The 26152-nt window shown below is 71.7% G+C and carries 19 protein-coding genes and 1 pseudogene; 7 read left to right on the forward strand and 13 right to left on the reverse strand.

Features of this window, described 5'->3' with window-relative positions; translation table 11 throughout:
* Window positions 1-192: 192 nt before the first annotated feature.
* The 4 genes from WME73_RS30975 to WME73_RS30990 form a co-directional block, all read right to left on the reverse strand.
* A complete protein-coding gene (locus WME73_RS30975) occupies window positions 193-1107 on the reverse strand; it encodes a hypothetical protein (RefSeq protein ID WP_437911888.1) in 915 nt (304 codons plus the stop codon).
* A gap of 222 nt (window positions 1108-1329) precedes the next feature.
* On the reverse strand, window positions 1330-1884 hold the full coding sequence (locus WME73_RS30980) for a hypothetical protein (protein WP_437911889.1): 555 nt from the start codon (window positions 1882-1884) through the stop codon (window positions 1330-1332).
* A gap of 307 nt (window positions 1885-2191) precedes the next feature.
* A complete protein-coding gene (locus WME73_RS30985) occupies window positions 2192-3778 on the reverse strand; it encodes an SNF2-related protein (RefSeq protein ID WP_437911890.1) in 1587 nt (528 codons plus the stop codon).
* Window positions 3779-3918: 140 nt separating this feature from the next.
* Window positions 3919-4551, reverse strand: coding sequence for a hypothetical protein (locus WME73_RS30990; RefSeq protein ID WP_437911891.1), 633 nt, complete (start codon window positions 4549-4551; stop codon window positions 3919-3921).
* A 119-nt stretch (window positions 4552-4670) separates the two neighbouring features.
* Here WME73_RS30990 and WME73_RS30995 point away from each other — a divergent pair, with 119 nt between their 5' ends.
* Window positions 4671-6041 carry a TolB family protein gene (locus WME73_RS30995; RefSeq protein ID WP_437911892.1) on the forward strand — a complete coding sequence of 457 codons (1371 nt, stop codon included), beginning with the start codon at window positions 4671-4673 and terminating at the stop codon, window positions 6039-6041.
* A gap of 80 nt (window positions 6042-6121) precedes the next feature.
* Here WME73_RS30995 and WME73_RS31000 read toward each other — a convergent pair whose 3' ends face one another.
* Both WME73_RS31000 and WME73_RS31005 read right to left on the reverse strand, forming a co-directional pair.
* A complete protein-coding gene (locus tag WME73_RS31000; protein WP_437911893.1) occupies window positions 6122-6997 on the reverse strand; it encodes a hypothetical protein in 876 nt (291 codons plus the stop codon).
* 201 nt (window positions 6998-7198) lie between these two features.
* Window positions 7199-11227, reverse strand: a complete 4029-nt coding sequence (locus WME73_RS31005) for a protein kinase domain-containing protein (RefSeq protein WP_437911894.1) — start codon at window positions 11225-11227, stop codon at window positions 7199-7201.
* Window positions 11228-11339: 112 nt separating this feature from the next.
* On the opposite strand from WME73_RS31005, the gene WME73_RS31010 reads away from it, so the two are divergent.
* Complete coding sequence (locus tag WME73_RS31010; RefSeq protein WP_437911895.1) at window positions 11340-12833, forward strand: serine/threonine-protein kinase; 1494 nt, start codon at window positions 11340-11342, stop codon at window positions 12831-12833.
* Window positions 12834-12984: 151 nt separating this feature from the next.
* Here WME73_RS31010 and WME73_RS31015 read toward each other — a convergent pair whose 3' ends face one another.
* Window positions 12985-13287 (reverse strand): hypothetical protein, encoded by a 303-nt coding sequence (locus WME73_RS31015; protein WP_437911896.1) that lies wholly within the window; start codon window positions 13285-13287, stop codon window positions 12985-12987.
* 247 nt (window positions 13288-13534) lie between these two features.
* Here WME73_RS31015 and WME73_RS31020 point away from each other — a divergent pair.
* The 5 genes and pseudogenes from WME73_RS31020 to WME73_RS31040 form a co-directional block, all read left to right on the forward strand.
* Window positions 13535-13579: pseudogene (locus WME73_RS31020) on the forward strand (hypothetical protein); the annotation flags it as partial.
* 561 nt (window positions 13580-14140) lie between these two features.
* Complete coding sequence (locus WME73_RS31025) at window positions 14141-14842, forward strand: helix-turn-helix transcriptional regulator (protein WP_437739997.1); 702 nt, start codon at window positions 14141-14143, stop codon at window positions 14840-14842.
* 223 nt (window positions 14843-15065) lie between these two features.
* On the forward strand, window positions 15066-15896 hold the full coding sequence (locus WME73_RS31030) for an NAD(P)H-binding protein (protein ID WP_437748051.1): 831 nt from the start codon (window positions 15066-15068) through the stop codon (window positions 15894-15896).
* Window positions 15897-16225: 329 nt separating this feature from the next.
* The gene (locus WME73_RS31035; RefSeq protein WP_437911897.1) at window positions 16226-17230 is read left to right on the forward strand and encodes a VOC family protein; all 1005 of its coding nucleotides are present in this window, start codon (window positions 16226-16228) and stop codon (window positions 17228-17230) included.
* Between the two features lie 68 nt (window positions 17231-17298).
* Complete coding sequence (locus WME73_RS31040; protein WP_437739999.1) at window positions 17299-17448, forward strand: hypothetical protein; 150 nt, start codon at window positions 17299-17301, stop codon at window positions 17446-17448.
* 274 nt (window positions 17449-17722) lie between these two features.
* On the opposite strand, the gene WME73_RS31045 is transcribed toward WME73_RS31040, so the two are convergent.
* The 6 genes from WME73_RS31045 to WME73_RS31070 form a co-directional block, all read right to left on the reverse strand.
* A complete protein-coding gene (locus tag WME73_RS31045; protein WP_437911898.1) occupies window positions 17723-17857 on the reverse strand; it encodes a hypothetical protein in 135 nt (44 codons plus the stop codon).
* A complete protein-coding gene (locus tag WME73_RS31050; protein ID WP_437911899.1) occupies window positions 17820-18680 on the reverse strand; it encodes a helix-turn-helix domain-containing protein in 861 nt (286 codons plus the stop codon). The genes WME73_RS31045 and WME73_RS31050 overlap by 38 nt, the downstream gene beginning before the upstream one ends.
* 363 nt (window positions 18681-19043) lie before the next feature.
* Complete coding sequence (locus WME73_RS31055) at window positions 19044-22019, reverse strand: glycoside hydrolase family 3 C-terminal domain-containing protein (protein WP_437740001.1); 2976 nt, start codon at window positions 22017-22019, stop codon at window positions 19044-19046.
* Window positions 22016-24370: an alpha-xylosidase gene (yicI, locus tag WME73_RS31060; RefSeq protein WP_437911900.1), complete on the reverse strand. Its 2355-nt coding sequence runs from the start codon at window positions 24368-24370 to the stop codon at window positions 22016-22018. Before yicI ends, WME73_RS31055 begins: the two co-directional genes overlap by 4 nt.
* Entirely contained in the window at window positions 24367-25134 is a 768-nt protein-coding gene (locus WME73_RS31065; RefSeq protein ID WP_437917447.1) for a carbohydrate ABC transporter permease, read from the reverse strand. The genes yicI and WME73_RS31065 overlap by 4 nt, the downstream gene beginning before the upstream one ends.
* 116 nt (window positions 25135-25250) lie before the next feature.
* A complete protein-coding gene (locus WME73_RS31070; RefSeq protein ID WP_434045986.1) occupies window positions 25251-26147 on the reverse strand; it encodes a carbohydrate ABC transporter permease in 897 nt (298 codons plus the stop codon).
* Window positions 26148-26152: the final 5 nt, after the last annotated feature.

A 26152-nucleotide genomic window follows, 5' to 3' on the forward strand; every position in this document is an offset into this window, starting at 1 on the left:
GGCGCGACTGTATAGCAGCGCTCATCGGGCCGTTTCGCGCGGGTCGCCGCGGGGCGCGGCTGCGGTGTCTTGCAGCCCGGAGGCTGCGAGCCGTTCCCGTCGGCGTATCCCGCTCCCGCCCGACGTCGCCGCGATAATCAGCTGGCAAAGCCCATCTGATTCATCGCCTTGTCGGGCCGCATCTGTTGACCATCAGGAGAGCACTTCGGCGGCGTTCTTCGCCGCAAGGACGTTGTCGATCCAGCGGTCGAGGGTCGTAATGTCCGTGCACGCCTGGATGCGAGCGCTCTCGCTCTCGGTGAGCACGATGTCTGCACGCGCCAGCAGCCGCAGCAGCGTGTCCCTCTTGCCCTCGAGCTTGCCCTCACGCATGCCCTTGAGCTCGCCCTCACGTAGGCCCGCGAGCTTGCCGCGATCGAGGAGCTCCCTCACGAACGGAAAAGTCGCCTCGCCTTCGATCTGCCGTTCCATGACCAACGCCTCCAGAGCCCGCCGCATGGGCTCACGCAACCCGCTCCAGATGACCTGAAAGTAGACCATCGCGTGCTCCTGGTCGAGCCGGCCGAGGCCAACGAGCGCCGCCTGGACCACGGCGAGCCCCTTCGGCCCATTGCCGTGCGCTACCGCCGAGAGCACGGCGAGCTCGGTCTCCCTCTCCGCGTCGGCTGGGTCGGTGATCTCGGGGACGACGGCCGGACCGAGCACCAGCGGCTCGACGTGGCCGAGGCCTAGGCCGAGGTCGATGCTCTCCGCCGCCCAGGAGGCCACGCCGACGTCCGGTGCGACCACGAGGACGACGGTGCCGCAGCGCTTCCTGGCGCGCACGACCGTGACGTACGTCGGCCACGAGAACTTCTTGTCGGGATCCTCGTCGCGCTGGATCTCGACGACGATCGCCAGCACGAGCGCGCCGCTCGCGCCTCGAAGCTCGAGCACCAGGTCGGCGCGGAACTCCACCGGGATGAGCTGGTCGAGCGACGACTCGACCACCGCGACCGACGCGTGCGGCGGCACCTCGACGTGGAAGAGCGTCGCGAGCAAGCGGGGAGCAAGCTCCGGGTGCTCACGGAACATCTCGACGAGGGCGTTGTGCTCGAGCGTCGGCATGACGCTCGGCCTCGAGCACCCCCCGTGCCGACACGAAACGACGGGAAAACGCGAGGAGAGATCCGCCTCAGGGGTGGCGGCGCCATGGCGGATGGGGGCGGCCACGACGCATCCCTCCATGGCAGCCCGGCCCAACGACTTGGTCTTCTGCCGCGCGTGGGTGCGCGCAGCGCGCCCGCGCGTCGGTCAGCAAGCCCCCTTGTTGGGCCCCATCGGTATGCATTAGACCCGACCGCCTTCAAGACGCCGCGCCTGTCGCTCGAACCAGCGTGCGAACCCCTCGGCGGCTGCAACGAGCCCGGCCCGCGACACCTCCACGCCGCGGCCCATGTGCCCGGGTAGCTCGCGAGAGAGGATGCGAACCGAGCCGCCGGGTGGACAGAGGATGAATGCTTTGCATCCGCCGAACTGCTCGCCCCAGTTCGTCAGGAAATCGTGAGCGCTCCAGAACGTCCAGTCCCGGCGGCGCTCCTCGGCCGTTCGGGTATCGGGCACTTCGACGTCTCCAGGATGGCCGTACAATAGCCCGTCGAGGAAGTTCCAGGCAGCGATGTCGTCCAACCCGGCCAGCTTCTCGGACCACAGGCGGTCGAGGTTGGAGGGCAGCCAGCGAAAGGAGAGGTAAGCCGGGTACAGCGCACAGTGCGACTCCCCAAGGTCTCCGAGGGCCACCCCGCGGCACCAGACGCACATGCGCCCCCACACTGCGCTCGGGGGCTCCAGGTTGGGCTCCACGTCCGCCTCGATGGCGAAGTCCTGCCGATCCCCGAACAACATATCGACTCAGCCCCTGCCGCGCAACGTTCTGCCGGCCCTGCTATCCGTCGATTGGTCAACCGAAGCCGCCGGACCAGATCTGTCTAGATCGTTGCCTTCTGTGGCCTCTCCCACGAAAAGTCTCATGGATTGGGTCTGCGCCGCAAGGCCCGAATGCTGTCCAGCACCCTAGGGAAGCTCCGTCAAACAGGCGGCAGTCACCACCTCTCCGGGGGCTGGGGGCGCGGCGGACGCGCAGCCGGAGGCGTCGCATTGTTCGTCTCTGGCTCGCAGGCGACGATCATGGCCACGGCGCGTGGCGCGTCTCTCACTCGGCTCCGGCGAGCAACCGCTCGATCTCGTGCATCGTCTCGACGTCATCGCCGACCATCGCCTTCATCGACCGGATCCTGCGGCACACGATCGCAGCGATCTTGTCTTCAACGGTATCGTCGGCATACGCCCAGTAGACCTGCGCAAAGCGTCCATTGCGGTGGCAGCGGCCCTCGATCTGCGCCATCTGGATCGCCGACCACCGCAGATCGTGGATCACCGCCGAGCGCGGCACCTCGTTGTGCTCGCCCTGGTGGAGCGAGATCCCCTCTTCCACGGTGAAGAGCACCACGCGCGGCTCGCCGCGCTGGAAGCGGAGGCGCTCGGCCTCCTTCTCGCCGGCCGGCAGCGCGCCGTGGATCAGCGCGCACGGGACGCGCTCCCGGGCCAGCGCGGCCTCCACGGCCTCGAGCGTCTCCATGAAGGCGACGGAGACCGCGACCTGATGCCCGTTGTCGAGCAGCTCACGCACCAGCTCCACGGTGCTGGCCACGCGGATGAGCGAGCTCTTCTGTCGCAGGCGCAACGTCGCGGCGAGCGCCGACTTCGGGTTCGCGCCCTTTGGCAGGAGATCCATCTCCCGGCGGAACGCGGTCCACGCCTGCGCGTAGAGCTCGCGCGCGGAGGCGTCGAGCTCGAGCGGGGTGAGGATGCGGTTGATCTCGGGCCAGCCGGCCACGTCCTCCGGGCGACGCCGCACCCCCACCGCCGGACGGCCGTCGAACAGGAGGGCACGCACCTTCCCGCAGTCCGCCGGATCGCCGCGCCAGTCCCACCTGCCGAACGCGCCGCGCGCAACCCCGAGCCCCTGGTCGGCGCACCACTGCTCGAAGTCCTTCAGATCCGCGGAGCGGCTCCCGGTTGCGCTCGCCAGGAGCGGCGCGAGATACGACAGCTCCAGCGGGTTCTGCCCCGCGGTGGCCGAGAGCCACAGGACGAACCGTGCGCGTGCGTTGAGCTTGACCGCGAGCTTGGAGCGCGCCGCCGCCGGGTTCTTGCAGCGATGGCTCTCGTCCCAGATCACCACGTCGAACTCCGCGGCGCTGCCGGCGCGCGCGAGGCCCTTCTTCGATCGAATCCTTCGCCGCGCCTCCGGGGTCACCTCGAAGAGCTTGCTTAGCCGATCATAGTTGATGATCACGATCTCTTTGCCTGCGTCGCCCATGGCCTGGACCGTGCGGCGCCAGTGCGCGACGACGGCGAGCGGACAGACGATCAGCACCGTCGTGACATCCGGCATCTGGAGGACCGCGGCCCAGGCGGTGATCGTCTTGCCGAGGCCGACGTCGTCGGCGAGGAGGAACCCGGCGCGCCTGGCGGCCTTCGCGGCGGCGATGGCCCGCACGCCGTCCAGCTGGTGCGGGCGGAGGATCATCGCCCCGGCGGGGGCGGCCGGCGCGGGCGCGGGGTCCTCGTTGAGCTCGTGCTCGATGCGTCGCTCCCACGAGTACGGCGCGGCGCGGAACGGCGCGAGGGCCGGCGGGAGCGTCTCTGCGCGAACAACGAACACGCCGTGCTCCGCGTCCCAGCGCGCGCCGCTCGCGGACGCGACCGCGCGCATCGCGAACGGGACGTCGAGCACATGGGCTCGCTCCGGCGCCGCACGCGGAGCGGGGGCCGCTGGAGGGGCCTCTCTGGAAGCCCTACGCGGGGCCGACACCGTTCGCTTGGCACGCATCGTCGTCATGACGACCCTGATACCAGCGCGGGCGCGCGCCCGCGCTAGAAGACGCCGCGCATGGCGGCGCCGAGGTGCAGGATCTGGAGCGGCGTGTCCGAGGGCGTGCGGAGGGGGCGGAGCTGGTATTCGAGGACGAGCGCAGGCTGCGCGTCCTCCTCGGGGAAGAGCACGAAATCGAGGCCAGCGCCCGCATAGAGGTCGGCGCGAAGCGCGTCTCGCTCGCCGCCGACCTCACCGCCCAGGCTCAGAAAGGGATCGATCCGCTCGTAGGCCGTCATCTGGGCGAAGGCGAGCGGCCGGAGCTGGCCGCCGAGCGCGAGCACGCCGCCGCCGCGGCCCTCCACCTGCTCATAGCGGAGCGCGCCGGCGAGCCCGACTCCGCGCACGCTCATCGAGGCGCGCAGGCTCACCCCGCCCGGCTCCGCCCAATCGCTGATCGCGCCAGTGGCGCCTATCTGTGCCTGGCCCCAGAAGCGGAGCTCATTGAGGGCCTCGACGACGGCGGAGCCCATGCCGGTGAACGCGGGCGCCGAGTCCGAGGCGCTCGCCGCGGCCGGAGACACGAGCGCGGCCGCCATGGTCGCGACTCCCAGGGCGCGCCCCGCGGGCGAGCGCGCGCGGACGAGGGGGCGGTGGAGAACCCCGTCCAGGGTGGGCGGCGCGGCGGCGCTCATCGCGCGAGCCTATCACCCCTCGCGTGGGCGCCAGAAGGAGCCCTATCCTTCGAGCGGCTCGCGGCGCAGCGCTCCGAGCACGGGATGAGCGCCCCCTGCCGCGGCGTTCTCCCACGACCATGCACGAACGAACGCCACGCACCGCGATCGCGTGGCTCCTGCTCGCCGCGTGCACGCCCAGGCCAGCGGGCGACGGCGAGCCCCCTCCCCCGCCCAGCGCCTCGAGCGCGGCGGCCCCGCTCCAGTGCGACGACACGCCTCCGCCCGCCCCCCCTGCCCTCGCGGCGTCGCCGGCGCCGAGCGCGGAGCCTCCGACGGCTCCCTACCAGCCGCCCCCCGAGCCAACCGCGGAATCGACGGGCCCGGCCCCACGCAAGGCGATCGGCACGTTCGACGACTGGGTGAAGGCGTACGCGGGGCTCGGTGAGCCCGAGGCGGAGAAGAGGCCCCCGCGGCTCCGCCGCGCCAGGGAGCTCGCGCTCACGTCGGGGCGCATCACCTTCGTGCGCTCGGGCGACGTCTTCGCGATGGACCTCGCGACGGGCGTCGAGGCGCAGCTCACGCGAAAGACGCAGCGCAACGTCGCGCCCGTCTACCTCGGCGATGGCCGGCGGATCGCCTTTCTCAGCAACCGCGACGGGATGGCCTGGCGCGTCTTCCTCATGAACGCGGACGGCACGGAGCAGCGGCCGATCACCGGCAAATTCTCCGCATGGTACGGCGAGCCCTCGTTCGCCATCTCGCCGGACGGCGCCCGCGTCGCCTACGTCGCCAGGGCGCGAGCGCCGGCGGACGAAGGCCTGGAAGAGCTTCACCTCGTCGAGGTCGCGAGCGGCGACGACCAGCGCGTCGGCCAGCCGGCGACGCTGAGCCAATGCACGTTCTCGCCGGGCGGCGACGCGGTTCATTGCGTCGCAGGCGAGTTCGACGCGGAGCACCTCCTCTCGGTGGAAATCGCCACGAGGCGCGTCAGGCGCTTGCCGGACGCAGGCAACCACATGTTCAGCGCCGCCCGCTTTCTCGGCGATCGCCTGCTCTTCTCGGCGAGCCCGACGGGGGCTTTCTGCTGCCAGCGGTCGCGGCTCTACACGACGGCCCTCGACGGCACCGGGATCAAGGGGCTCGGCTCGTTCTGGGTCTCGGGCTCGATGCACCCGGAGGTCTCGCCGAAGGGCTCGAAGATCGCCGTCGCGTGGTCCGTCCGCGTGGGAGGGTTCGGCGCGGATTACTGGAACGAGCTCACGCTGCTCGACGCGAACGGCGGCGCCGACCGCCCGCTCACCAGCGCGTTTCCGCGCCCCTTCTACAGCGCCTACGAGCCTGCCTGGGCGCCCGACGATCGCCACCTCGCCTTCACGCTCTCGTTATGCCCTTACGCTGGCTGCGAGCCGACGATTCGAAGCGTCGTCGTCATCGACACCCGGGACGCCAAGGCCGTGCCCGCGTTCATCGCCTACGGCCGCGGCGCCTCGTGGAGCCCCGTTCCCTAGAGAGACGCCCCTTCGTCGAAAGCGCTGCGCCGGCTGCTCGGGCCGTGGCGATGCTCCTGGTCGACGAGGGTCGCCGCGCCTCAGTTCCCGCAGCTCGGGTAGAGGTTGAAGACGCCCTCCGCGTCGAGCTTCGACGAGATCGACTCCGGGTACGACACACCGTCCGCGTGGCACGTCGGCTGGCCAGCGGCGTTGGTTGCGCAGTCCGTCTCGTTCGGGAGCGAGCCCTTGCACGGTCCGAGGAGGGTGAGCTTGCACGTCGGCGACGAGTCGCAGATCCGCAGCTTCGCGAACGTGCTCCACACATCGCCGCACGCGAGCTGCGCGCCCTCATCCGCGCAGGCATAAGCGACTTCCTGGCCCGGGACGAAGATGTTGCCGAACATGGTCGCGTCCGGGAACGTGTACTGGGCCGGGTTCATCCACGGCGCGTCCGCGAGGCCCGGGTGCTTGCCCACCATGCGGATCGGCACCTCCTCCAGGAAGCCGTTCAAGGTCTGGAGGATACACGCCGTCACCCAGCGCTGCGGGGACGTGGCGGTCATGGCCTGACTCCGCCACGGCGCCGCGAGGCCGAGCGCCCCCTGATACACGTAGGAGGACGCGCCCACCACCCCCTTCACGGTCATGTCCGGGCGGAGCGCGCAGCCCACGACATAGTGGAGGAGCTTGCGGCCCTGCTCTGTCTCCAGCAGCGGCGTGCTGGCGAGCTTGCCAGCGCCGTCCGCGAGCGGCGCCAGGGCGAGCCGCTGGAGCATCTGTATCGTCCGCGGCTCCCAGAGGAACTCCGGATCGTCGCCGTTGGGAAAGACATACGCCTGCTCGATCGACGCCACATCGCCCTCGGCTGCGATGTCCTCCTCGTTGTCGTCCGCCGGCGCCGGCGTCACCACGCATCCAAGCGCGAACAGGCACGTACCGAGCAGCGCTGTAACCGGGGCTCCCAAGCTCGACATGATCTTCTCCTGAGGCGACGCCGTGCGGCGCGTTCTGACCGGCTATGTCCAGTTTTCGTGCCAGGCGGCCGCCCCCCTCCGGCACGGGACGTCGGCGCGCGCTCTCTCACAAAAATAATTAATTATATCGAATATTTACGATCTGGACCCGGCGCGGAGGCGGACGCCCGGGGGCATCGGGTCGGATGGAGGCTCTGCCCCTCACCCGCTGATGGCCGGAGCCGCCATTCGATCCAGCTGAGCCGCGAGCCGCGCCAGCCGGGCGCGGAAGCCCGGCGCGTCGTCGAGCTGCGCCGCCGCTTCCTGGAGAGCGCAGGCCGCCTCCCGTGGCCGCCCGCCGGCGATCGCCATCTCGGCGCGCATCGAGAGCAGCTCGACGAGCTCGATCGCCAGGAGACCGCCCCGGCACCGCGACAGCACGTCCTCCCACGGATCGGCGCTCGCGGACGGCTCGCGCGCGCGGAGGCCCTGCTCGCAGAGCACCAGGTGGAGCGCGCGGGAGAACGCCCACAGCGAGGGCGCCGAGGGGTCGGGCGGGCAGCTCCGCTCGATCCACGAGAGGTGGCGGCTCGCCTCGTCGTGGCAGCGCCTCGAGACGAGGATGCGCGCAAGGAGCAGGGAGCACTCGGGCGCGGCGTGCTCGAAGAACCGCCGCTCGAGCACGTGCGCGCGGCGGGCCAGCTCCAGCGCCTCCTCCCCGTGGTCGCTGGCGTGGAGCAGCTCCGCCGCGTTCAGCGTCACGTGGCGCTCCAGGACGGGGTTTCCGAGCTCGCGCGCCAGCGCGATGGCGTGGCGCATGTCCGCCATGGCGAGGTCGAGCTCGCGCCGCATTGCCCTCAGCGGGATGCGGCACGTGCAGGCGGCGCAGAGGTGAGGCCAGTCCTCGGCGGACGACGCCAGGGCGAACGTCTCGTCGAAGCGGGCGTTCGAGAGGTCGAGCTCTCCCAGCCACATCAAGGCGGGCGACAGGAGGAGGAGCGCGACGATCCTGGTCCCGTAATCGCCCTCGGCCTCCGCGCTGGCGGCGCCTCGCGTGAGCAGCTCGACGGCCTCGGCGACCCGGCCGCGCCGGAAGCAGGTGCGCCCCTCGGCGACGAGCGCGCGGCCCTCGAGCGCGCTCGCGCGCGCGCCGAACCGGCCGTCGAGAGAGCGCGCGCCGAGCCGCTCGACGAGCGCGCGCGCCTCCCCGACGCGCTCGGCCGAGCGCTCGAACTCGCCCGCCCAGTCGAGCGCGGCCGCCTCCTCGAGCAGCACGTCCGCGAGGGAGGCGTCGTCGCCGAGCTCCGCGGCCAGCGCCCGCGCGGCCGCGAGGTCGTCCGTGGCCTCGCGCGTCCGGTCGACGCGGTAGCGGCTCTTGCCCCGCCCCGCCAGCGCGCGCGCCCGCCGGCGGGCGTCGTCCGCCGTCGCGAACGAGAGCGCCGCCGTGTAGTGCCGGTCCGCCTCGACGTGGCGGTGCCGCGCGAACGCGAGATCGGCGAGCGTGAGGCACGCGTCCGCCGCGGCCTCCCGCGCCCCGCACCCGCCGGCGTGCCGCGCGAGCGGCGCGAGGAGCTCCGGGTGAGGCCCCTCCGCCTCCACCCTGGCCGTGAAGTACGCGAGCGCGCGCCGGTGGATCTGCGCGCGCTCCGCCGGGTCGAGCAGCTCGACCACCGCGTCCTGGAAGACGGCGCTCTGGAACGAGGTTCGCTCGCCCGCGCCGCGCTCCAGGATCCTGTGCTCGACGAGGGCGCTCAGGCCGTAGCCCGCGTCGATGGGCGTGCCGGCCTCCCCCGCCCGGGCGATCGAGTCCAGGATCTGCTCGAGCTCCGCCCGGGCGAACGAGTCGCCGAGCACCGCGCAGACCCGGACGCACGCCGCGAGCTCCGGCGAGAGCGCGTCGAGCCGCCGCTCCGCGAGCCATTGCCACGCGGGCGACGGGGGGAGGTTGTCGAGCTCGGCCGTGGCGACGTAGTGGCTGCCGGCGTTCACGCGGCGCTTCACGAGGCCGGCCCGCTTGAGCGAGCGCACGAGCTCGACGAGGCATGCCGGGTTGTTGCCCGCCCAGCGCGCGAGCCGGCGCAGCGTCTCGGCAGGGGGGTACTCCGCCGGCCGCAGCAGCTCGGCGGCGAGCGCCATCGCCGCCGCGTCGTCGAGCGGCGCGAGCGCCGCGCGGTCGTGCCGCTGGGTGCGCGCGCCCCAGGCGCGGCGCACCTGCTCGAAGCGGGGGTGCGCGGCGACGAGCACCCACAGCGCGACGCCGGAGCCGTCGAGCGTGGCGTACTCGAGCGCGTCGACCAGCGCGTCGTCGGCCCAGTGCGCGTCGTCGACGATCACCGCCACCGGCCCGCGCTGGGCGCGCCGGCGCAGCGCCTCGCCGAGCGCCTGGACCACGCCGTGGTGGAGCGAAGCGGGCGCGCCGCGCGCGGGCAGCGGCGACCAGCCGAGCGCCGCCGCGACCGACGGCCACGTCGCCTCGCCGAGCGCGGCGCCGAGCCGCTCGCGGCAGAACGCGGCGACGTCCGGCGGCGCCTCCGCGGGCGCGTCGAGGACACGGCCGAGGAGCTCGGCCGCGTCGCGCGCCGCGTCGCCGAGCAGCGGCTGCGCCGCGCGGAGCGAGACCACGAGCGCCCCGGCGTCGCAGCGGAGCGCCGCCGAGGCGGCCTCCGCCGCGAGGCGGCTCTTCCCGAGCCCTGTATCGCCGATCAGCGTGAACAGACCCGGGCACGTGCCGTCGAAGGCCGCGCGCGCGCTCTCCGCGATCGCCGCGAGGACGTCGTCGCGGCCGGCGAGCGGGACCTCGATCTCGACGGACGGCTCGGCCTCGGTCGAGGCGGGCCGGCCGTCGCTGTCCTCGCGCGCCGGCAGGGCGCGCTCGATCTCGGCGGAGAGGGCGACGCCCGACCACGGCTCTGGCGGCAACCAGGTCTCGGGTCGCTCGACGGCGGCGCCGTACGCCGAGACGGCGCCCCGCGCCCTGCGGCGGAGGGTGACCGACGCGAGGTGCAGCGCCGCGCGCGCCCCGTGCTTCCCGGCGAGCTCGCGCGCGGCGGCGAGCGCGGCCTGCGCCGGGTGATCGGCGTCCTTGCCGGAGAAGACCGCCACGTAGCGGCTGCCGCGCTGCCGTGTGATGAACCCCTTGCGGCCGGTCACGGAGGCGATGACGGGCGACGCCGCGGCCGTCGTGTCGGCGACGAGCAGCACGACCGAGCTCCGCCCCCCGGCGATCAGCCTGGCGCTCGTCGAGTCCGCCGGCGCTGCGGCGCGGTCACGCGGCGCGCCCGGCTCGGCCGGCGCGCCCTCGCCGCGGCGCGCGAAGGTGGCGCGCGCCGCGGCGAGCGCGCGCCGCAGCGAGGGCGCGTCCGCCGGGCGGCGCTCGCGATCCTTGGCGAGGCACGCCAGCGTGAGCTCCTCGAGCGCGGCGGGCACCGGCGCGAGCTCGCCCGGGCGCTCCGGGCGCAGCGCGAGGTGCGCATGCTCGAGCGAGGCGCCGTCGCCCGCGAAGGGCAGCCGCAGGGTGAGCAGCTCGAAGAGGATGACGCCGAACGCGTAGACGTCGGCGCGCACGTCGACCGCCTCGCCGCGGAACTGCTCCGGCGCCATGTACTCGGGCGTCCCCAGGACCACGCCGCTGCGGGTGAGCAGCTCCTCGCGCGCCGCATCGCCGGGCGTGCGCTCGGAGCGCTTCGTGAGCCCGAAGTCGAGCAGCACGACCCGCTCGTCCGCCGCCCCGGAGCGGCGCTCGATGAAGAGGTTCTCCGGCTTCAGATCCCTGTGGATCGCGCCCCTGTCGTGGGCGGCCTCGAGCGCGGCGAGCACGGCGTCGGCCCGCGCCGCGACCCAGCCCGGATCGGGCGGGGCGGCGAGGGCGGCGAGCTCCGAGGCGAGGGTGCGGCCGAAGAGCCGCTCCATCACGAGGTAGGGGCGACCATCGTCGAGCCGGCCGCACCTGTGGAGCCGCGCCACGTGCGGCGGGCCGATGCGCTCGAGCGCGTCGGCCTCCCGGCGGAAGCGCTCCTCCAGCATCGGCGAGGTGGACATGCCGACCTTGACGGCGACCGGGGCGCCGTCATCGTCCGAGACCCCCGCCCACACGATGGCGAAGCCGCCCTGCCCCAGGCGCTCGCCGAGCGAGACACCGGGGACGCGCGGCGGAGCGGGCGCGGAGGGCTCGCCGGGCGGCGGCGTCCATCCGTCGAAGGGGCACGGCGCCGCGCCCTCGCGACGCCGGTGACACAAAGGACAGCGATGCACTCGGCCTCTCTCTAACGCAGGCGCGCAGGCGCGCTAACGCAGGCACGCAGGCGCGCTAACGCAGGCGCGCGCGCGAGCGCGCACCACGCCTATGCTATCGTCGCGGGTCAGCATGGTACACGTCGATGACGACACCATCCCCAGCGCGCCGCGCGGGGTGGTGAGCCCCACCGACGAGACGGTCACCCTCTCGGCCGGGGAGGAATCCACCGCGGGTGGCCGGCGCAGCGCCGAGGTGCCCTCGCGCGCCGGAGACTATGTGCTCCAGAGCGTCCTCGGCGAGGGCGGCTTCGGCGTCGTCTACCGCGGCGAGCACGCGACGCGCCGCACGAAGGCGGCGATCAAGGTCCTGCACGCCGAGCTCGCGCTGCACCCTGACGTGTGCCTCCGCTTCGAGCGCGAGGTCGTGGTGATGCAGCGGGTGCGGCACCCGAACGTGGTCGAGGTGCTCGACGTCGGCAGGCTCGAGGATGGCCGCCCCTACTTCGTCATGGAGCTGCTCGACGGCGTCAGCCTGGAGAGGCACCTCGAGGCCCGCGGCCGGCTCCCGCTGGAGGAGGCGCTCGCCCTCCTGGAGCCGCTCTGCAGCGCGCTCGACGCGGCTCACGCGCGGGCGATCGTGCACCGCGACGTGAAGCCGTCCAACGTCTTCCTGTGCTCGGGCGACATGCAGAAACGCGGCCCCCGCGTGGTCCTGCTCGATTTCGGTGTGGCGAAGCTGCTCGACGCGCCGGGGCCCGCGCTGACCACGTCGCGGCACGTCCTGGGCTCGCCCTCCAGCATGTCGCCCGAGCAGCTCACGGGCCGCCCCGTCGACGCGCGGACGGACGTCTACGCGCTCGGCGCGCTGGCGTACGCGATGCTCACGGGAGAGCCGCCGTTCGCCGGCGCGTCGTTCCCGGTGCTGCGCCAGCTCCACCTCTTCGCGAGCCCGCCCCGCCCGAGCGCGCAGGCGCGCGTGAGCCCGTCGCTCGACGACGTGGTGCTGCGGGCGCTCAGCAAGGACCCGGCGGAGCGCCAGCCGTCGGCGGGGCAGCTGCTCACCGAGCTGCGCGAGGCCGCCGCGGCGCCGCGGGCGGCGGGCGGGGCGGCCGCGGCGCCGCGGCGATCGGCCATCGGCATCCACGTGGAGGTGCAGGCCGACCCGGGCGCGCTCGATGAGCCGACGCCGGAGCTGCTCGACGACTTCGAGTCCGTCCTGCCCTTCGCGCTGTCCGAGCTCACGAAGGCGGGGTTCTCGACAGCGGTCGAGACGGGCACGACCGCGCTGGTCACGGCCGACCGGCCCCTCGATCCGGCGCGCGACGAGGCCGCGCGCCGCGATGCGCTCGGCGCGGCGCTGTCGCTGAAGCGGCGGCTGGAGGCGCGCGCGGGGCGCGACCGGCGGGTGCATGTCCGCCTCTGCGCGCACGTCGGCGAGCTCCAGGCGAGCGGCGATGGCACGCTGACGGGCGGCGACTTGCTGGAGCTCTCCGGGTGGGTGCCCGAGGGAGCGGCGGAGGGGCTCTTCGCATCGCCCGCCCTGCTCGACGGGCTCGGCGTCACCGCGCACCCCGCGCCCGTCTCGCCGGGGTCGAGCGCGCTGCTCCGGGTGCTGGAGCCTTAGCAGCGGGCGTAACCTTCGGCGCCCGCGCCGAGGCGGACCCGACACGGCGCCCCCGGCGGGCGGCGGCGCGGGACGCAGCGAAGCGCTGGCGCACCCGGATTAAGGTCCAGCGCGCCGATCGAGCGGCATCGTCGCGAGGATGAGCACCTCGTCATTCGCCTTCATTTCGGTCGCTACCACGCTCGTCCTGAGCGCGGCCTCGTGTGGCACCACGGTCGAGCTCGGGGCCGGCGATCCGCCGCTGGTCGACGGCGGATCGCCCCCCACCGGCGATGGTGGATTTTCGCCCATCACTGATCCCGGTGATGCTGGCGCGACGGTCACCGAGCCCGAGCCAGAACCCGAGCCCGAGCCCGAGCCCGAGCCGGACGGTGAGACCGCCCCGTTTCCCCCGCAAGAAATGCGTCTCGTGGCCGGCGGCGACAACACCTGCGTCGTGGGCATTCACGGTCACGTCGCATGCTGGGGCAGCGCCGAGACGGAGCAGCTCGGGATGGGGAGCTTCGTGGATCACTCGACCCCGACCTGGATCCCCGACCTCGACGGCGTGGTGGAGCTCGCCATCGGCGGCCTCGCGATGTGGGCAGGATCCGGTGAGCAACGTCGTTTGTTATGGCGACAACGGCGTGGGTCAGCTCGGGCTGAGCACGAGCCTGGACGTCGCGTCCAGGCCGATCACGCGCGACGCCCTGGTCGGCTTCGTGCAGCTCGCCGCGGGCCACGACTTCACCTGCGGCATCGACGGCATCCACCAGCTGTTCTGCTGGGGCCAGAACCAGTTCGGCGGCCTCGGCTGGGGCGTCGATGGCAAGGATTCCCCCGAGTGGTGCCCGGGGAACGGGCGTTGCGCGACGCAGCCAGTGCGGGCGAAGATCGACTCATTCCTTCGGGGGCAAGCGCGTACCCGTTTCGTTGTGCGGCGCCTGCCGGCCGCCGTGCGCTGCTCGGCGTGGTCCCCGTTCATGGAGCTCGTGCGGCGCCGAGAATCTGAATCACGGAGGCGCAGCAAGCATATGTTCTTGTTCTCTCCTCTGCGTCCTCTGTGTCTCTGTGGCTCCCTTTCTCGTCAAACCAGCAAAGAGCCCTCGCAATGCGGCGCGACATCGAACGATCGGCGCGGGGGAAATCGCCGGGCTCCACGGTCTTCCAGCCGCGCCCGCCGGCGGAAGCGATGGCGACGGGAGCGGCATGGGCCCAGCGGGCGGACCGACGGGAGCGGCGCCGGCGAGACGATGGCGCGCAACGCGGCGCTGCGCCGTCGCGCCGGCGCTCGACGCGGGCCGCTCGTCCTGCGATCGTTGCCGGCGATGGACAGGACCGAGCGCCTCTTCGCGCTCATGGACGCGCTCCGACGCCACCGGCGTCCGGTCACCGCGGGGCAGCTCGCGGAGGAGCAGAGCGTCTCGGTGCGCACGATCTACCGCGACGTACAGACGCTGATCAGGCTCGGTGCGCCGATCGCTGGAGAGGCGGGCGTCGGCTACGTGCTGCGGCCCGGCTTCTTCCTGCCCCCGCTGATGTTCACCGCGGAGGAGCTCGAGGCGCTCGTCCTCGGCGCGCGCTGGGTCGGCTCGCAGGCCGACGAGGGCCTCGCGGACGCCGCGGAGAACGCGGTGGCCAAGATCGCGGCCGCCTCTCCCGACGACCTCCGCGGTCGCATCGACGACACGGGGCTCTGGCCCGTCGTGCTCCAGGGGGCCGGCGCCGCGCCGCAGCCCGTGCTCGGGCTCGTGCGGCAGGCGATGCGAACGGAGCGCGCGCTCGCCATGCGCTATCGGAGCGAGTCGGGGAGCAGCACCGAGCGCCACGTCTGGCCGGTGCAGATCGCGTACTACGAGGGCAAGCAGATCATCGCGGCGTGGTGCTGCCTGCGCGCGTCGTTCCGGCACTTCCGCGCCGATCGCATCGCCGGCCTCGCGCTCACCGCGCAGCCGTACGGCAAGCTGCGCCGGACGCTGACGAAGGAGTGGCGCCAGGCCTGGGAGCGCGAGGGCGGCGCGCCGGCGTGAGACCGGCGAGGGCGCGGCGCGGTCGCGTCCCGCTCGCTGCTGCCACGAGTTGTCAGGAGGGGTGGCGCAGGCTCTCGGGTGCAGCCGCCGGCAAGGAGCCCACGGTGGTCCGGACCCCGTTCACCGGCTCCAGGCGCTGAATTCCTCGCTTCAAGACCCCGAACACAACCGTCGAGAGGCCGCCGGAACCCCGTCGGTTCTTGCAGAATTACAGGAAAAATCCATGAAAATCCTTGTCGCAGGCGCGACCGGCACCGTCGGTCGCGAGATCGTCAAGCAGCTCGCCGAGGGTGGTCACCACGTCCGCGCGCTGAGCCGCAATCCGGGCAGGGCGAAGTTTCCCGCAGGCGTCGAGGCGGTGGCCGGCGATCTGGCCGCGCCGGAGACACTTGCGGCCGCCTTCGAGGGCGTCGAGGCGCTGCACCTGATCAACTTCGGCGGCGACGATTACGCGCCGCTGCAGACCGGGGAGCAGATCGTCGCGCTCGCCAGGCAGGCCGGGGTGCGGCGGATCACGGTGCTGCTCGGCGGCTCGCCCACCCCGCTCGACGCGGCGGTCGCCGCCGGCGGCATCGGCTGGACGTTCCTTCAGCCGGTGGAGTTCATGGCGAATCACCTCGAATGGGCGGCGTCGATCCGCAGCGAGGGGCTGGTCCGCGAGCCGTTCTGCGACCGGCTCAGCGCGGTGGTCCATGAGGCGGACATCGCCGCGGTCGCGGTCGCGGCGCTGACCCAGGACGGCCACGCAAGCAAGACGTACACCCTCACCGGGCCGGAGGTGCTCAGCCTGCGCCAGAAGATCGACCTCATCGCAGCCGCCGCCGGGCGTGAGATCAAGCTCGTCGAGCTGACGGAGCAGGAGGCGCGCGAGCGGTGGGCGGCGGCGGGGTTCCCGCCCGAAGCGATCGAGTTCTTCGTGGAAATCTACGGAAACACGCCGACAATCGGCTACACCGTCGTCCCGACCGTGGAGCAGGTGACCGGGCGGCCGGCCCGTACGTTCGCGCAGTGGGCGGCAGAGCACGCGGCAGCGTTCGCGACAGGTAGACCGTGAGCTCCAGCTCGTGGGCTCCGTCGCCGGCCAGCGCAAGGCGGCCTCACGTCTCGTAGTCGTCGCCGATCGAAGGATCGACGCAGCTGGCGACCACAGGAATCGATTCGGCGAGACGGCCGTGCCACGCGACCGTCACCGGCGCGCCGGCCGCGAACGCAAGCGTGCCACAAAGCGCCACGACAAGTGAGCTCGATTGTGCCGTGGCACAGATTCACCTTGCCGACCACGGCTTGGGTCGCCGCGCCGTCCGTTATACTCCGTGGGCGTACCGCCGATGCCTTCTGCGGCGGTCCCGATCCCCTGGCCCGAAGGAGGCGGAGGTGACCTGAATGGGTCGTGACATCGATCATCTGCACCACGTCGGCCATGTCGTGAGCGACATGAACGAAGGGCTGGAGCTCTACCGCCGGCTCGGCTTCCGCATAACGCCGCCCGCCTACCCCATGCTGTCGCCCAGGGAGGGTGAGCCTCCCCGGCCGTTCGGCGCGGCGAACACCCACGCCAACTTCCGACGCAACTTCGTCGAGCTCGTGAGCTGCGTCCGGGACGGCGACCCCGAACGGATCCCGAGCGACGCCAAGCTCATCCCCATCCAGGCGCCGCCCGAGCACCTGCCGCGGCTGACCGAGGCCATCCGCAGCACCGTCGCCAAGATCGCCGCGTGCCTCGCGCGCTTCCAGGGCCTGCACATCCTCGTGTTCAAGACCCCCGATGCCGACGCCGCCGCCGGCAGGCTGAGCGCGGAGGGCGTCCGCCACGGGGGCGTCAGCGCGGTCCGGCGGCCGGTGGACACCGCCCAGGGACCTCGGGTGGAGGCGCTCCGCTTCGTGGAGCTCGACAGCGGCGCTCCGGAGGGCGTCGGGTCGGGCCACGCGCCCGAGGGGAGGCTGGCGATCGCGGAGAACCCGACCGCGGAGCTGCTCGAGGCGCGGCTTCACATGGATCATCCGAACGGCGCGGTGGACCTCGTCGACGCCGTGCTCTGCGTCGCCCGGGCGGCGCTGCCGGACGTCGAGCGCCGCTACGCGACGTACCTCGGCCGCCCGGCGCGCGCCGATGGACCGGCGCGCGTCTTCGATCTCGACGGCTCCCGCGTCACCCTCGTCGCCGACACCGATCTCAAGGCGATCCTGCCGGGCGAGCGGGCCCCCGCGCTCCCGGCCTTCGTCGCCTATGCGGTCGCGGTGCGCGACGCCTCCGCCGCGCGGAAGATCCTGGAAGAGAACGGGTTCCCGCTGAGGGTATCGGCCTCCGGCGACATCTTCGTTCCGGCCGCGGCGGCGCTCGGCGCCGCGATCGTGTTCCGGGAGGTCGAGGGTGTAAAAGCGGGCTGAACCGTGCAACCGTCGACGACGAGATCCTGTCCGCCCTCGCTCGTCATGCAGCCGGTGACTGGGGCGATGTGGACGACGACAAGAGGGCGAACGACAACGCTCTGACGAGCGGCGCCAGGATCCTCTCCGCGTACTCGACGTCGGACGGCACGAGGTTCTGGATCATCACCGACGCAGACCGGACCGCGACGACCGTGCTGCTCCCGGACGAGTACTGACGAGGCGATCGCCCGGAGCTCAGATCATCGGGTCAGCGCACGCCGTAGTGCGGACCGACGTCCTACGCACCGGCTGCAGCGCGAATGCGTAAGTCCTCGCCCTGGCCCGTCCCGCGAACGCCTGAAGTTCGTGTAGTCGCGCGCGCGTGAGTGCCGCCGGCACATCGTTCGCGCACGAGTGCGCGTCCCCCCCTGTAGACGGGGGCACGTCACGTCGGTCATCAGCAGGCGCCGCACCGGCGCGTCGCGCGCGGCTCCGCGCTGCGACGGCGACTCAACCACCCGTCAGATCTGCGACGTGCTCTTGCTCCACCGCCGCGGCGGCACGCGCGGCGGCGAGCGCCGCATCGACGATCCCTTCGGTGTGATCGTCAACGTCGTTCGGATCGAGCGCCCCCGCCGCGAGCATCGCCTTGACCTCGTGGGGCAGCGGTACGGTCTCGTGCGTCGCTCCGTTTGCCTCTGCGCACTCTTTCGATGCGGAGCGCGCGCTTGGCGGCGTGGCGGAGGAAGGCGCTCGGGGTCACGCCGACGAGCTCCTGAAAGTCCGTGATCAGGTGCGCTTGATCGTAGTAGCCGGCGCCTTTGGCGATGCGCGCCCAGTCCGAGGACGTGGACGCTGCGCGCATCGCTCGCTGCAAGCGGACCATGCGCGCGAACTGCTTGGGCCCGACGCCGACGCTCTCGATGAATGCGCGGCGCAGGTGGCGCGCGGTGACACCCAGCCTTTCGGCGAGGGCGTCGATGCCGAGATCGTGGTGCTCGCCGAGGAGCCGGACGGCGCGGCGCGCGAGGCGCGCTGACGCGGACTCGAAGGTCCTGCTGCCGCGCGACCAGAGGGCGTGCTGGAGTTGTTCGACGACCTCCGCGGCGTCGCGCGCGGCGAGCAGCCTCTCGCAGAGGTCCCTGCCCTCCGCACCCCAGAGCTCCTCGAGCAGGACGACGCGATCGACGAGCTCGCTCGGGGCAATCCCCAGGAGCGGGGCGGCGCCGCCTGGCTTGAACTGGATCTTGATGTAGCGTGGGAGGGGCGGAACCTCCTTGAAGAGGGCGCGCGTGCGCGGACCGGCGACGCTCAGGTCGCCCTGGCCCGGCGCGGTGACGCGAAAGAGGAGGGTCATCGTCCCGTCGGGGAAGCGCTCGACGGGGAGGGCGCGCCCCGCGACGGGCACCTGGCCGACCACGCTGACGATCCCCGGCACGGGGTCGGTCGCGCACCTGGAAGAGAACATGGCCGCCCGCTCGCTCACCCTCACCAAGGAGGATCTGCGCGCGCTGCGCTGAGCCCGGGAGACATCGCTGGTAGCAGGAGAACTGACGCCCAAGGGCGCCGCTCACCTCTTCTTCGCAAGGCACCAGGTGAGCCAGGAGGAGACCGCACCCGGCGCGCGCCTCGTCGCTTACGTCGTCCCGGGCGCAAGCTCTCAGCGAAGACTCACCATGTATGCCAGAAGGGCGGCGCGTGAACTTCTATAGGTTCATCCGCTTCACCGGCCGCATGAAGCCCCGCAGGGGGAAGGCATCATGGGAACGTGGGTGCGCGGTGATAAACCGGCACGGAGACGGGGTTGCAAGAGACCTACGTCGAAGGCCCCTCAGTCGATCGCGAAGGTCGACAGGCGGGCGGCTCCACGGAACACGAGGTAGACCTCGTGTCGCCCGTAAGCGCCGTCGAGCTCGGCGGCCACGGTCGTGTATGCGTACACGTCGCCGGTGCTCGGCACGACGGCGGTCCCAACCACCTTGCCGCGGACCGGATCGTCGAGCCGGATCTCGACGAGCGCGTCGCCCGCCTCGGCGCGGGCGAACCCGCCGCTGAAGTGGCTGGCACCGCGGCCCAGCTCCACATCGGAGAACCGGAGCCAGTCGCCCGCGGTGGCGCCCACGGCGTCGCCCCACTCCATGCTCTCGTCGACCAGCTCGATGCCGGCGTAGTCGTCGAAGTCGAGCGCTCGCGTCTCGCGGGCGAGGTCGCGCGCCGGGATGCGCTCGCCGTGCACGCGCACGACCGCGCTCCGGCGGACGTCGGCCGAGGAGGAGCCGACCATCAGCTCGACGCCAGCCGCCTCGAGGACCCAGCGGCCCCGGGTCACGTCCCAGTGGGCAAGGTCGGAGGCGGCGAAAGCGAGCTCGACCGTCCGCTTCTCGCCCGGCGCGAGGTGGATCCGCCGAAACGCCCGCAGCTGCTTGACGGGCTGCGGATCGCGCGACGATGGCTGGCGGCTGTAGAGCTGAACGACCTCGTCGCCGGCTCGCAGGCTCGTGTTCGTGACGTCGACGCGCACCGAGATCTGGTCGCCGGCCTGGACCGACCGGGCGCTCAGCTGGAGGTTGTCGTACCCAAAGGTCGAGTACGACAGCCCGTATCCGAACGGATAGAGCGGATCACCGTCGAAGTAGAGATAGGTCCGCCGGGCCTTGATGATGTCGTACTCGAGGACATCCGGCAGGTCGCCCGCCGAGCGGTACCAGGTCTGGGTCAGTCGCCCGGCAGGATTGTGGTCGCCGAAGAGGACGTCGGAGATGGCATTGCCGGTTTCCTGGCCCGCATGGGTGGTCCACAGGATGGCAGGGACGCGGAGCTTCTCCCACGGGATGGTCATCGGATAGCTCGTCTCGAGCACGAGGATGGTGCGCGGATTGGCGGCGAGCACCGCCCGTACCAGGGCGGACTGCCGCTCGGCCAGCGCCATCGACGTGCGGTCGTGATCCTCCCGCCCGTTGATGAACGGCATGCTGCCAACGATGACCACGGCGGCGTCGGCGCCTGTCGCCGCGCGCACGGCCTCGTCGACGCCGCTCCGGACCACGTCGACCGCGAAGTGAGCCGCGTTGGCCGCCTCGGTCGCGGTCAGGGCGAGCGCGCCGTCCTCGGCGATCGTCAGGTAGACCTCGGGTCCGGCCCAGTCGAATGCCTTCTCGTATCCGGCGTAGCGGATGACGTGCGTGCCGTCGCTCTGCGGCTCGAGGACGAACTGCTGCTGGACGAACCAGCCGTACGGCTGGGCGGCGCGGTTCGCGAAGTTGGGGCCGAAGTTGAAGCGGTCGACGACCTTGCCGTTGGCCGCGCTGCGCAACGTGACGATGCCTTGCCCCCAGTCGAACACGTCGAACTCCTCGGTGGGACCCGCGCTGGCCGCGCTGACGCGCAGGATGTCCCCGTCCTCGTCCGCGCCGGCGGTCACGTAGCGGCCGCTCGCGACGTCGCGCAGCACGATCCGGTCCACGGCCTCGCTGGAGAGGACGGTGGCGTCGGGGAGCCGCTCGCGGATGCCGTCCAGGGGCGTGACCCGGTACGGGAGCGCCCCGGAGTACCAGTCCGTGTAGAGCGTGTCCGAGAGAGGCCCGACGACCGCGATCCGCCGCGTGGCCGCCGGGTTCAGCGGCAGGAGGCGACGCCTGTTCTCGAGCAGCACCATGGCCTCGTCGGCGGCCCGGCGGGCCAGCTGGCGGTGCTCCGGGCTGTCGATGACCTCGGGCCCGATGTCGGCGTAGGGGCCCCCATCCAGGTCGAAATCACCGAGCCGGAGGCGGACGGAAAGGACGTGCTCGACGGAGGCGTCGATGTCCTCCTCGGTGAGGAGCCCTTGCGCGAGCGCCGAGTGGAGAATCTCGATGGTGCGCGCGCTGTTGGCGTCGTCGACGGTGAAGCTGTCCACTCCGGCCAGGAGCGTGGCCGCGAAGGCCTCCTCGCTCGTGGCGAAGTACTTCTGCGAGGCGCTCAAGTTGTTGGGGGCCCAGGCGTCGGACACGTTGTAGAGCGTCTTCTCCGTCCAGCTCCGCACGACGTCGCCGACATCCGGGTTGACGGTGCACGGCCTGCCGTTGACCAGGTTGTAGGACGTCATGACGCCGGTCACGGCGTCGGCGGCGATGGGTATCTTGAAGGCCAGCTCGTCATACTCGTGCTTCACGCGGGGGCGCAGATTCGATGACGTGGTGTCACGATGAATCTCGTTGTTGTTGGCGAGATAGTGCTTGATGACCGGCGCGGTCTTCAGGTAGAGCGGGTCGTCCCCTTCGAGGCCGCGCCCGTATGCGGTGGCGATCGCACCGGAGAGGAGCGGGTCCTCGGAGTAGCCCTCCTCGTTGCGCCCCCAGCGCGGGTCGCGCAGGAGGTTGACCACGGGCGCCCACACCTGCAGACCCCAGATGCGAGGGGCGAGCGCGTGATGGCCGCGAGCTTCGTCTCCGACAGCCTCGCCGACCTGCCGGATGAGATCCGTGTTCCAGGTCGTCGCCAGGCCGATCGCCTGCGGGAACACCGTGCCGGTCGCCGTCACGACGGCGCCTCCGTTGTCGCGATCGGTCGACCAGGCCACTCCGTGCAGCGCCTCGGTGCCAGCCTTGAAGTCCGGAATGCCGAGCCGCGGAATGGCAGGCTGAAACTGATGCAGGAGCGAGATCTTCTCGTCGAGCGTGAGCCGGCCGAGGAGGTCGCGGACGCGGATCTCGATCCCCAGACCGGGATCCTGGAACGGCAGCATGTCACTCGCGCTCGAGTCCGAGGGGTGAAACGAAAGCGCGAGGACGAACGGAACGGAAGCAGCGATTGAGCGAGATATCTTCATCGGTCGTCTCCTTTGGGACCGGGCGCCGTGGTTCTGCCCTTCTCTTCCAGCGTGATGACCAGCTGGCCGCCGGTCGCCCTGACCAGCGCTCCCCGCGGGTGCTCCGCGCTCTCCCCGCCTTCAAAGGCCGCGACGCGGCGGTTGACGAGGAGAACGCTCCAGGCACCTGGGGCGCCCGCGGCCTCCACCCGCACCACCGGGCCGTCCCGGGACGTGGTGAACGTCGTGACCGCGTCCCCGTCCGCGCCCGGGATCACGGTGGTGACGCGGGCGCCGTCCGCCGGCTCGTACACGCGCAGCGTTACCCCGTCCGCGTGGTCGTAATCGGGACGGTCCTCCACCGCGCCCTCGGGGATCACCGCCCCCGGCCGGACGAGCAGCGGCACGCTGTCGAACCCGTGGCGCTCGCGCACCCAGCGGCCGCCCTCGACGCGCTCCCCGGTGAGGTAGTGCGTCCAAACGCCGCACGGCACATAGTAGGAGAGCTCCCCGTCGGCGGAGAAGACAGGCGCCACGAGCAGGTCGTCGCCCAGCATGTACTGCCGCTCCAGATGCGTGCAGGCCGGGTCGTCCGGGAACTCGACGACCATCGCGCGCATCATCGGCAGGCCCTCGCCGTACGCCTGCCGCGCGGCCCCGGCCAGGTAGGGCATCAGCCGCATCTTCAGCCGGCTGAAGCGCCGCAGGACCTCCACCGACTCCTCATCGAACAGCCATGGCACCCGGTAGGAGCGGCTTCCGTGCAGCCGGCTGTGCGACGATAGCAGCCCGAACGCGATCCATCGTTTGAACAGCGCCGGGTCGGGGGTGCCCTCGAATCCGCCGATGTCGTGGCTCCAGAAGCCGAAGCCCGACATGCCCAGCGACAGGCCGCCCCGCAGGCTCTCCCCCATGCCCTCGAACGTCGACTCGCAGTCGCCGCCCCAGTGCACCGGGAACTGCTGCCCGCCCGCCGTGGCCGAGCGGGCGAACACGATCGCCTCGCCCTCGCCGCGCCGCTTGCGCAAGAGCTCGAACACCGTCTGGTTGTAGAGGTAGGCGTAGTAGTTGTGCGCGCGTTCCGGGTCGGACCCGTCGTGGTAGACGACGTCGGTGGGGATGCGCTCGCCGAAGTCGGTCTTGAAGCAGTCCACGCCCATGTCGAGCAACGCGTCGAGCTTGGCGGCGTACCACGCGCGGGCCTCGGGGTTGGTGAAGTCGACCACGGCCAGGCCCGGCTGCCACAGGTCCCACTGCCACACATCGCCGTTCGGGCGGCGCAGCAGGTAGCCGCGCGCCCTGCCCTCCTCGAACAGCGGCGAGCGCTGCCCGATGTAGGGGTTGATCCAGACGCAGATGCGCAGGCCGCGCCCCCTGAGCCGGCGCAGCATCCCGGGAGGGTCGGGGAACACGCGCGGATCCCACTCGAAATCGCACCACCGGAACTCGCGCATCCAGAAGCAGTCGAAGTGGAACACGCTGAGCGGCAGGCCCCGCTCGGCCATCCCGTCGATGAACGAGGTGACGGTCGCCTCGTCGTAATCGGTGGTGAACGAGGTGGACAGCCACAGCCCGTACGACCAGCCCGGCACCCGCGCGGGCCGCCCGGTGAGCGCGGTGTACTTGCGCAGGATCTCCCTCGGCGTCGGCCCGTAGATGAGGAAGTAGCGCATCGACTGGCCCTCGACGCTGAACTGCGTCCGCGCCATCGCCTCGGAGGCCACCTCGAACGACGCGCGCCCGGGATGGTCGACGAACACGCCGTAGCCCGCGTTGGTGAGGAAGAACGGCGCGTTCTTGTACGCCTGCTCGCTGGACGTGCCGCCGTCGGCGTTCCAGATGTCCACAGCCTGGCCGTTCTTGACCAGCGGCCCGAACCGCTCGCCGAGCCCGTACACGAAGTGGTCCACGCCGAGGTCGAGCTGCTCGCGCACGTAGTGGCGGCCGTCGTCGGTGTCGATGATCGCCATCGCCTTCTGCGCGCTGCCGGTGAGGCGGCGGCCCCGGGCCAGGAAGTCCAGCCTCCACCCCTCGCCGCGCCCGACCCGCACCGACAGCGCGCCGGAGGTCAGCGTGGCCGCCTCCTCGTCCAACGTCACCGCCCCGGTCGGGTCGATGGCCAGCTCGAACGCCGGGCCGCGGGGCCGCTCGCCCGCGAAGTGCGTGATGGTGACACCGATGACGTCCGGCATCGGGGACGCGCAGGTGACGGTCACCATCGGGCCCTTGAGCAGGTCGCCGCGGTGCCGTATCCGCTGGACGGGCGCGTACACGACGAACGACGCCGGCCCGGCGTCGATGTCGAGTACCTCCACCGGGTGGACCGCGCGCACGCCCTTGCGCATCATCCAGTAACCGTCGCTGAACTTCATTCCTTAATCGCTCCTGCTGTGAGTCCGCGCGATAGCGTGCGCTGGAAGATGAGGAAGAAGACGATGGTCGGCAGCAGGCCGAGCAGCGCGGCGGCGCTGGACATGGTGGCGTCCATCAGCCGCTGCCCCTGCAGCACGCCGAGCGCGACCGAGACCGTCTGGTTGTCGTTGGAGATGAGGAAGACGAGGGGGATCAGGAACTCGTTCCACGTCCAGATGAAGAAGAAGACGAGCATCACTGCCAGCGCGGGCCGCACGACCGGCACGACCACCCGCCACAGGATCTGCCACCGGCTGGCGCCGTCGATCCGCGCCGCGTCCAGCAGCGGCCGGGGGAACGCGGACATCACCGACGACAGCAGGTAGGTGCCGAACGCGCTCTGGACGACGGCGAACACGATGATCACGCTGATCCGGGTGTCGTAGAGCCCGAGCTTGTTGGCCAGGTAGTACAGCGGGTAGACCAGCGACTCCTGCGGCAGCGTGTTGGCCATCAGCAGCAGGACCAGCACCCACATCCGTCCCTTGATCCGGCCGATGCCCAGCGCGTAGGCGTTCAGCACCGACAGCACGACCGCCAGCACGGCCACCGAGCCGCTGATGAGCAGGCTGTTGAACAGGACGTGGCCGAAGCCGACGCGCTCCCAGAAGACCCTGATCCCCTCGAGATGGAATCCCTCCGGCGGGGCGAGCGGGCCGTTGGCGGTGTACTCCTCCGGCGTCTTCAGCGCGTTGAAGACCACCACCGCGAAGGGGATCAGCATGATCCCGGCCAGCGCGGCCAGCGCCGCCAGCACCGCGTAAGCCGACGGACCCCGGCGGCGCCGCCGCGGCCGGCTCCGCGCCGGTGCGCTCACCGGGCTCTCGGCCAGCGTCACGGTCACCGCTCCTCCCCCAGCTCACGGCCCTGCAGCCGCAGGAAGGCGATGGTGAGCGCGATGATGATCAGCGTCAGCACGGTGGCGATCGCGGAGCCGTAGCCGACGTCGGTCTTCTCGAAGAAATTGACGTAGGAGTAGTAGGACGGCACGCTGGTCGCGCCCCCCGGGCCGCCCCTGGTGAGCACGAAGATGTGCGGGAACGCCTTGAGCGCGGCGATCGTCGTCCACAGCAGCACCACGAAGATCTCGGGCCTGATCTGCGGGATCGCGACGTGCCAGAAGCGCTGCGCCCACGAGGCCCCGTCGATCTCGGCCGCCTCGTACAGCGAGGGGTCCACGCGCTGCAGCCCGGACATGAAGATCACGAGGGGGAATCCGATCTGGATCCAGACCATGACCCCCATGACGCTCCACAGCGCGGTGGCGGGATCGCCGAGCCAGTCGTGCGCGAGCGAGCCGAGCCCGATCGCGTCCAGAAGGTCGTTGACCGCGCCGTTCTCGGGGGCGAGCAGCCAGCTCCAGACGATGCCCGCGATGACGATCGGCAGGACCTGCGGCAGGTAGATGCAGGCGCGCAGGGCGCTGGCGGTGCGCGGCCCGAAGTGCCGGTCGATCAGGTCGGTCAGGGCGGAGGCCAGCACGAGCCCGATCATCGTCGGGATGATCGCCATCCCGACGATGACCAGGGCGTTGTGCCGGAACGACGCCCAGAACTCGCCGTCCGTCGCCAGCTCCCGGTAGTTGTCCAGCCCCACCCACGTCGGGGTGCCGACGCCGGCCCACTCGGTGAAGCTGGTCGCGAGGTTCATCAGGAACGGCGCCCCGATGACCCCGGCGAACAGCAGCAGCCCGGGGATCAGGTAGGGCAGGTAGGCGAGCCGGTCACGCCCCGTCAAGCTGC

It is taken from the genome of Sorangium sp. So ce302 (assembly GCF_051530145.1).
In the GTDB taxonomy this organism is placed as follows: Bacteria; Myxococcota_A; Polyangia; order Polyangiales; family Polyangiaceae; genus Sorangium; species Sorangium cellulosum_B.

Bases quoted from the DNA above. Each gene is read 5' to 3' on its own strand.
- WME73_RS30975 (WP_437911888.1), bottom strand. From the start codon at position 1,107: ATGCCGACGCTCGAGCACAACGCCCTCGTCGAGATGTTCCGTGAGCAC.
- WME73_RS30980 (WP_437911889.1), bottom strand. From the start codon at position 1,884: ATGTTGTTCGGGGATCGGCAGGACTTCGCCATCGAGGCGGACGTGGAG.
- WME73_RS30990 (WP_437911891.1), bottom strand. From the start codon at position 4,551: ATGAGCGCCGCCGCGCCGCCCACCCTGGACGGGGTTCTCCACCGCCCC.
- WME73_RS30995 (WP_437911892.1), top strand. From the start codon at position 4,671: ATGCACGAACGAACGCCACGCACCGCGATCGCGTGGCTCCTGCTCGCC.
- WME73_RS31000 (WP_437911893.1), bottom strand. From the start codon at position 6,997: ATGTCGAGCTTGGGAGCCCCGGTTACAGCGCTGCTCGGTACGTGCCTG.
- WME73_RS31010 (WP_437911895.1), top strand. From the start codon at position 11,340: ATGGTACACGTCGATGACGACACCATCCCCAGCGCGCCGCGCGGGGTG.
- WME73_RS31025 (WP_437739997.1), top strand. From the start codon at position 14,141: ATGGACAGGACCGAGCGCCTCTTCGCGCTCATGGACGCGCTCCGACGC.
- WME73_RS31030 (WP_437748051.1), top strand. From the start codon at position 15,066: ATGAAAATCCTTGTCGCAGGCGCGACCGGCACCGTCGGTCGCGAGATC.
- WME73_RS31035 (WP_437911897.1), top strand. From the start codon at position 16,226: ATGGGTCGTGACATCGATCATCTGCACCACGTCGGCCATGTCGTGAGC.
- WME73_RS31045 (WP_437911898.1), bottom strand. From the start codon at position 17,857: ATGCTCGCGGCGGGGGCGCTCGATCCGAACGACGTTGACGATCACACC.
- WME73_RS31050 (WP_437911899.1), bottom strand. From the start codon at position 18,680: ATGTTCTCTTCCAGGTGCGCGACCGACCCCGTGCCGGGGATCGTCAGC.
- WME73_RS31055 (WP_437740001.1), bottom strand. From the start codon at position 22,019: ATGAAGATATCTCGCTCAATCGCTGCTTCCGTTCCGTTCGTCCTCGCG.
- yicI (WP_437911900.1), bottom strand. From the start codon at position 24,370: ATGAAGTTCAGCGACGGTTACTGGATGATGCGCAAGGGCGTGCGCGCG.
- WME73_RS31065 (WP_437917447.1), bottom strand. From the start codon at position 25,134: ATGCTGATCCCCTTCGCGGTGGTGGTCTTCAACGCGCTGAAGACGCCG.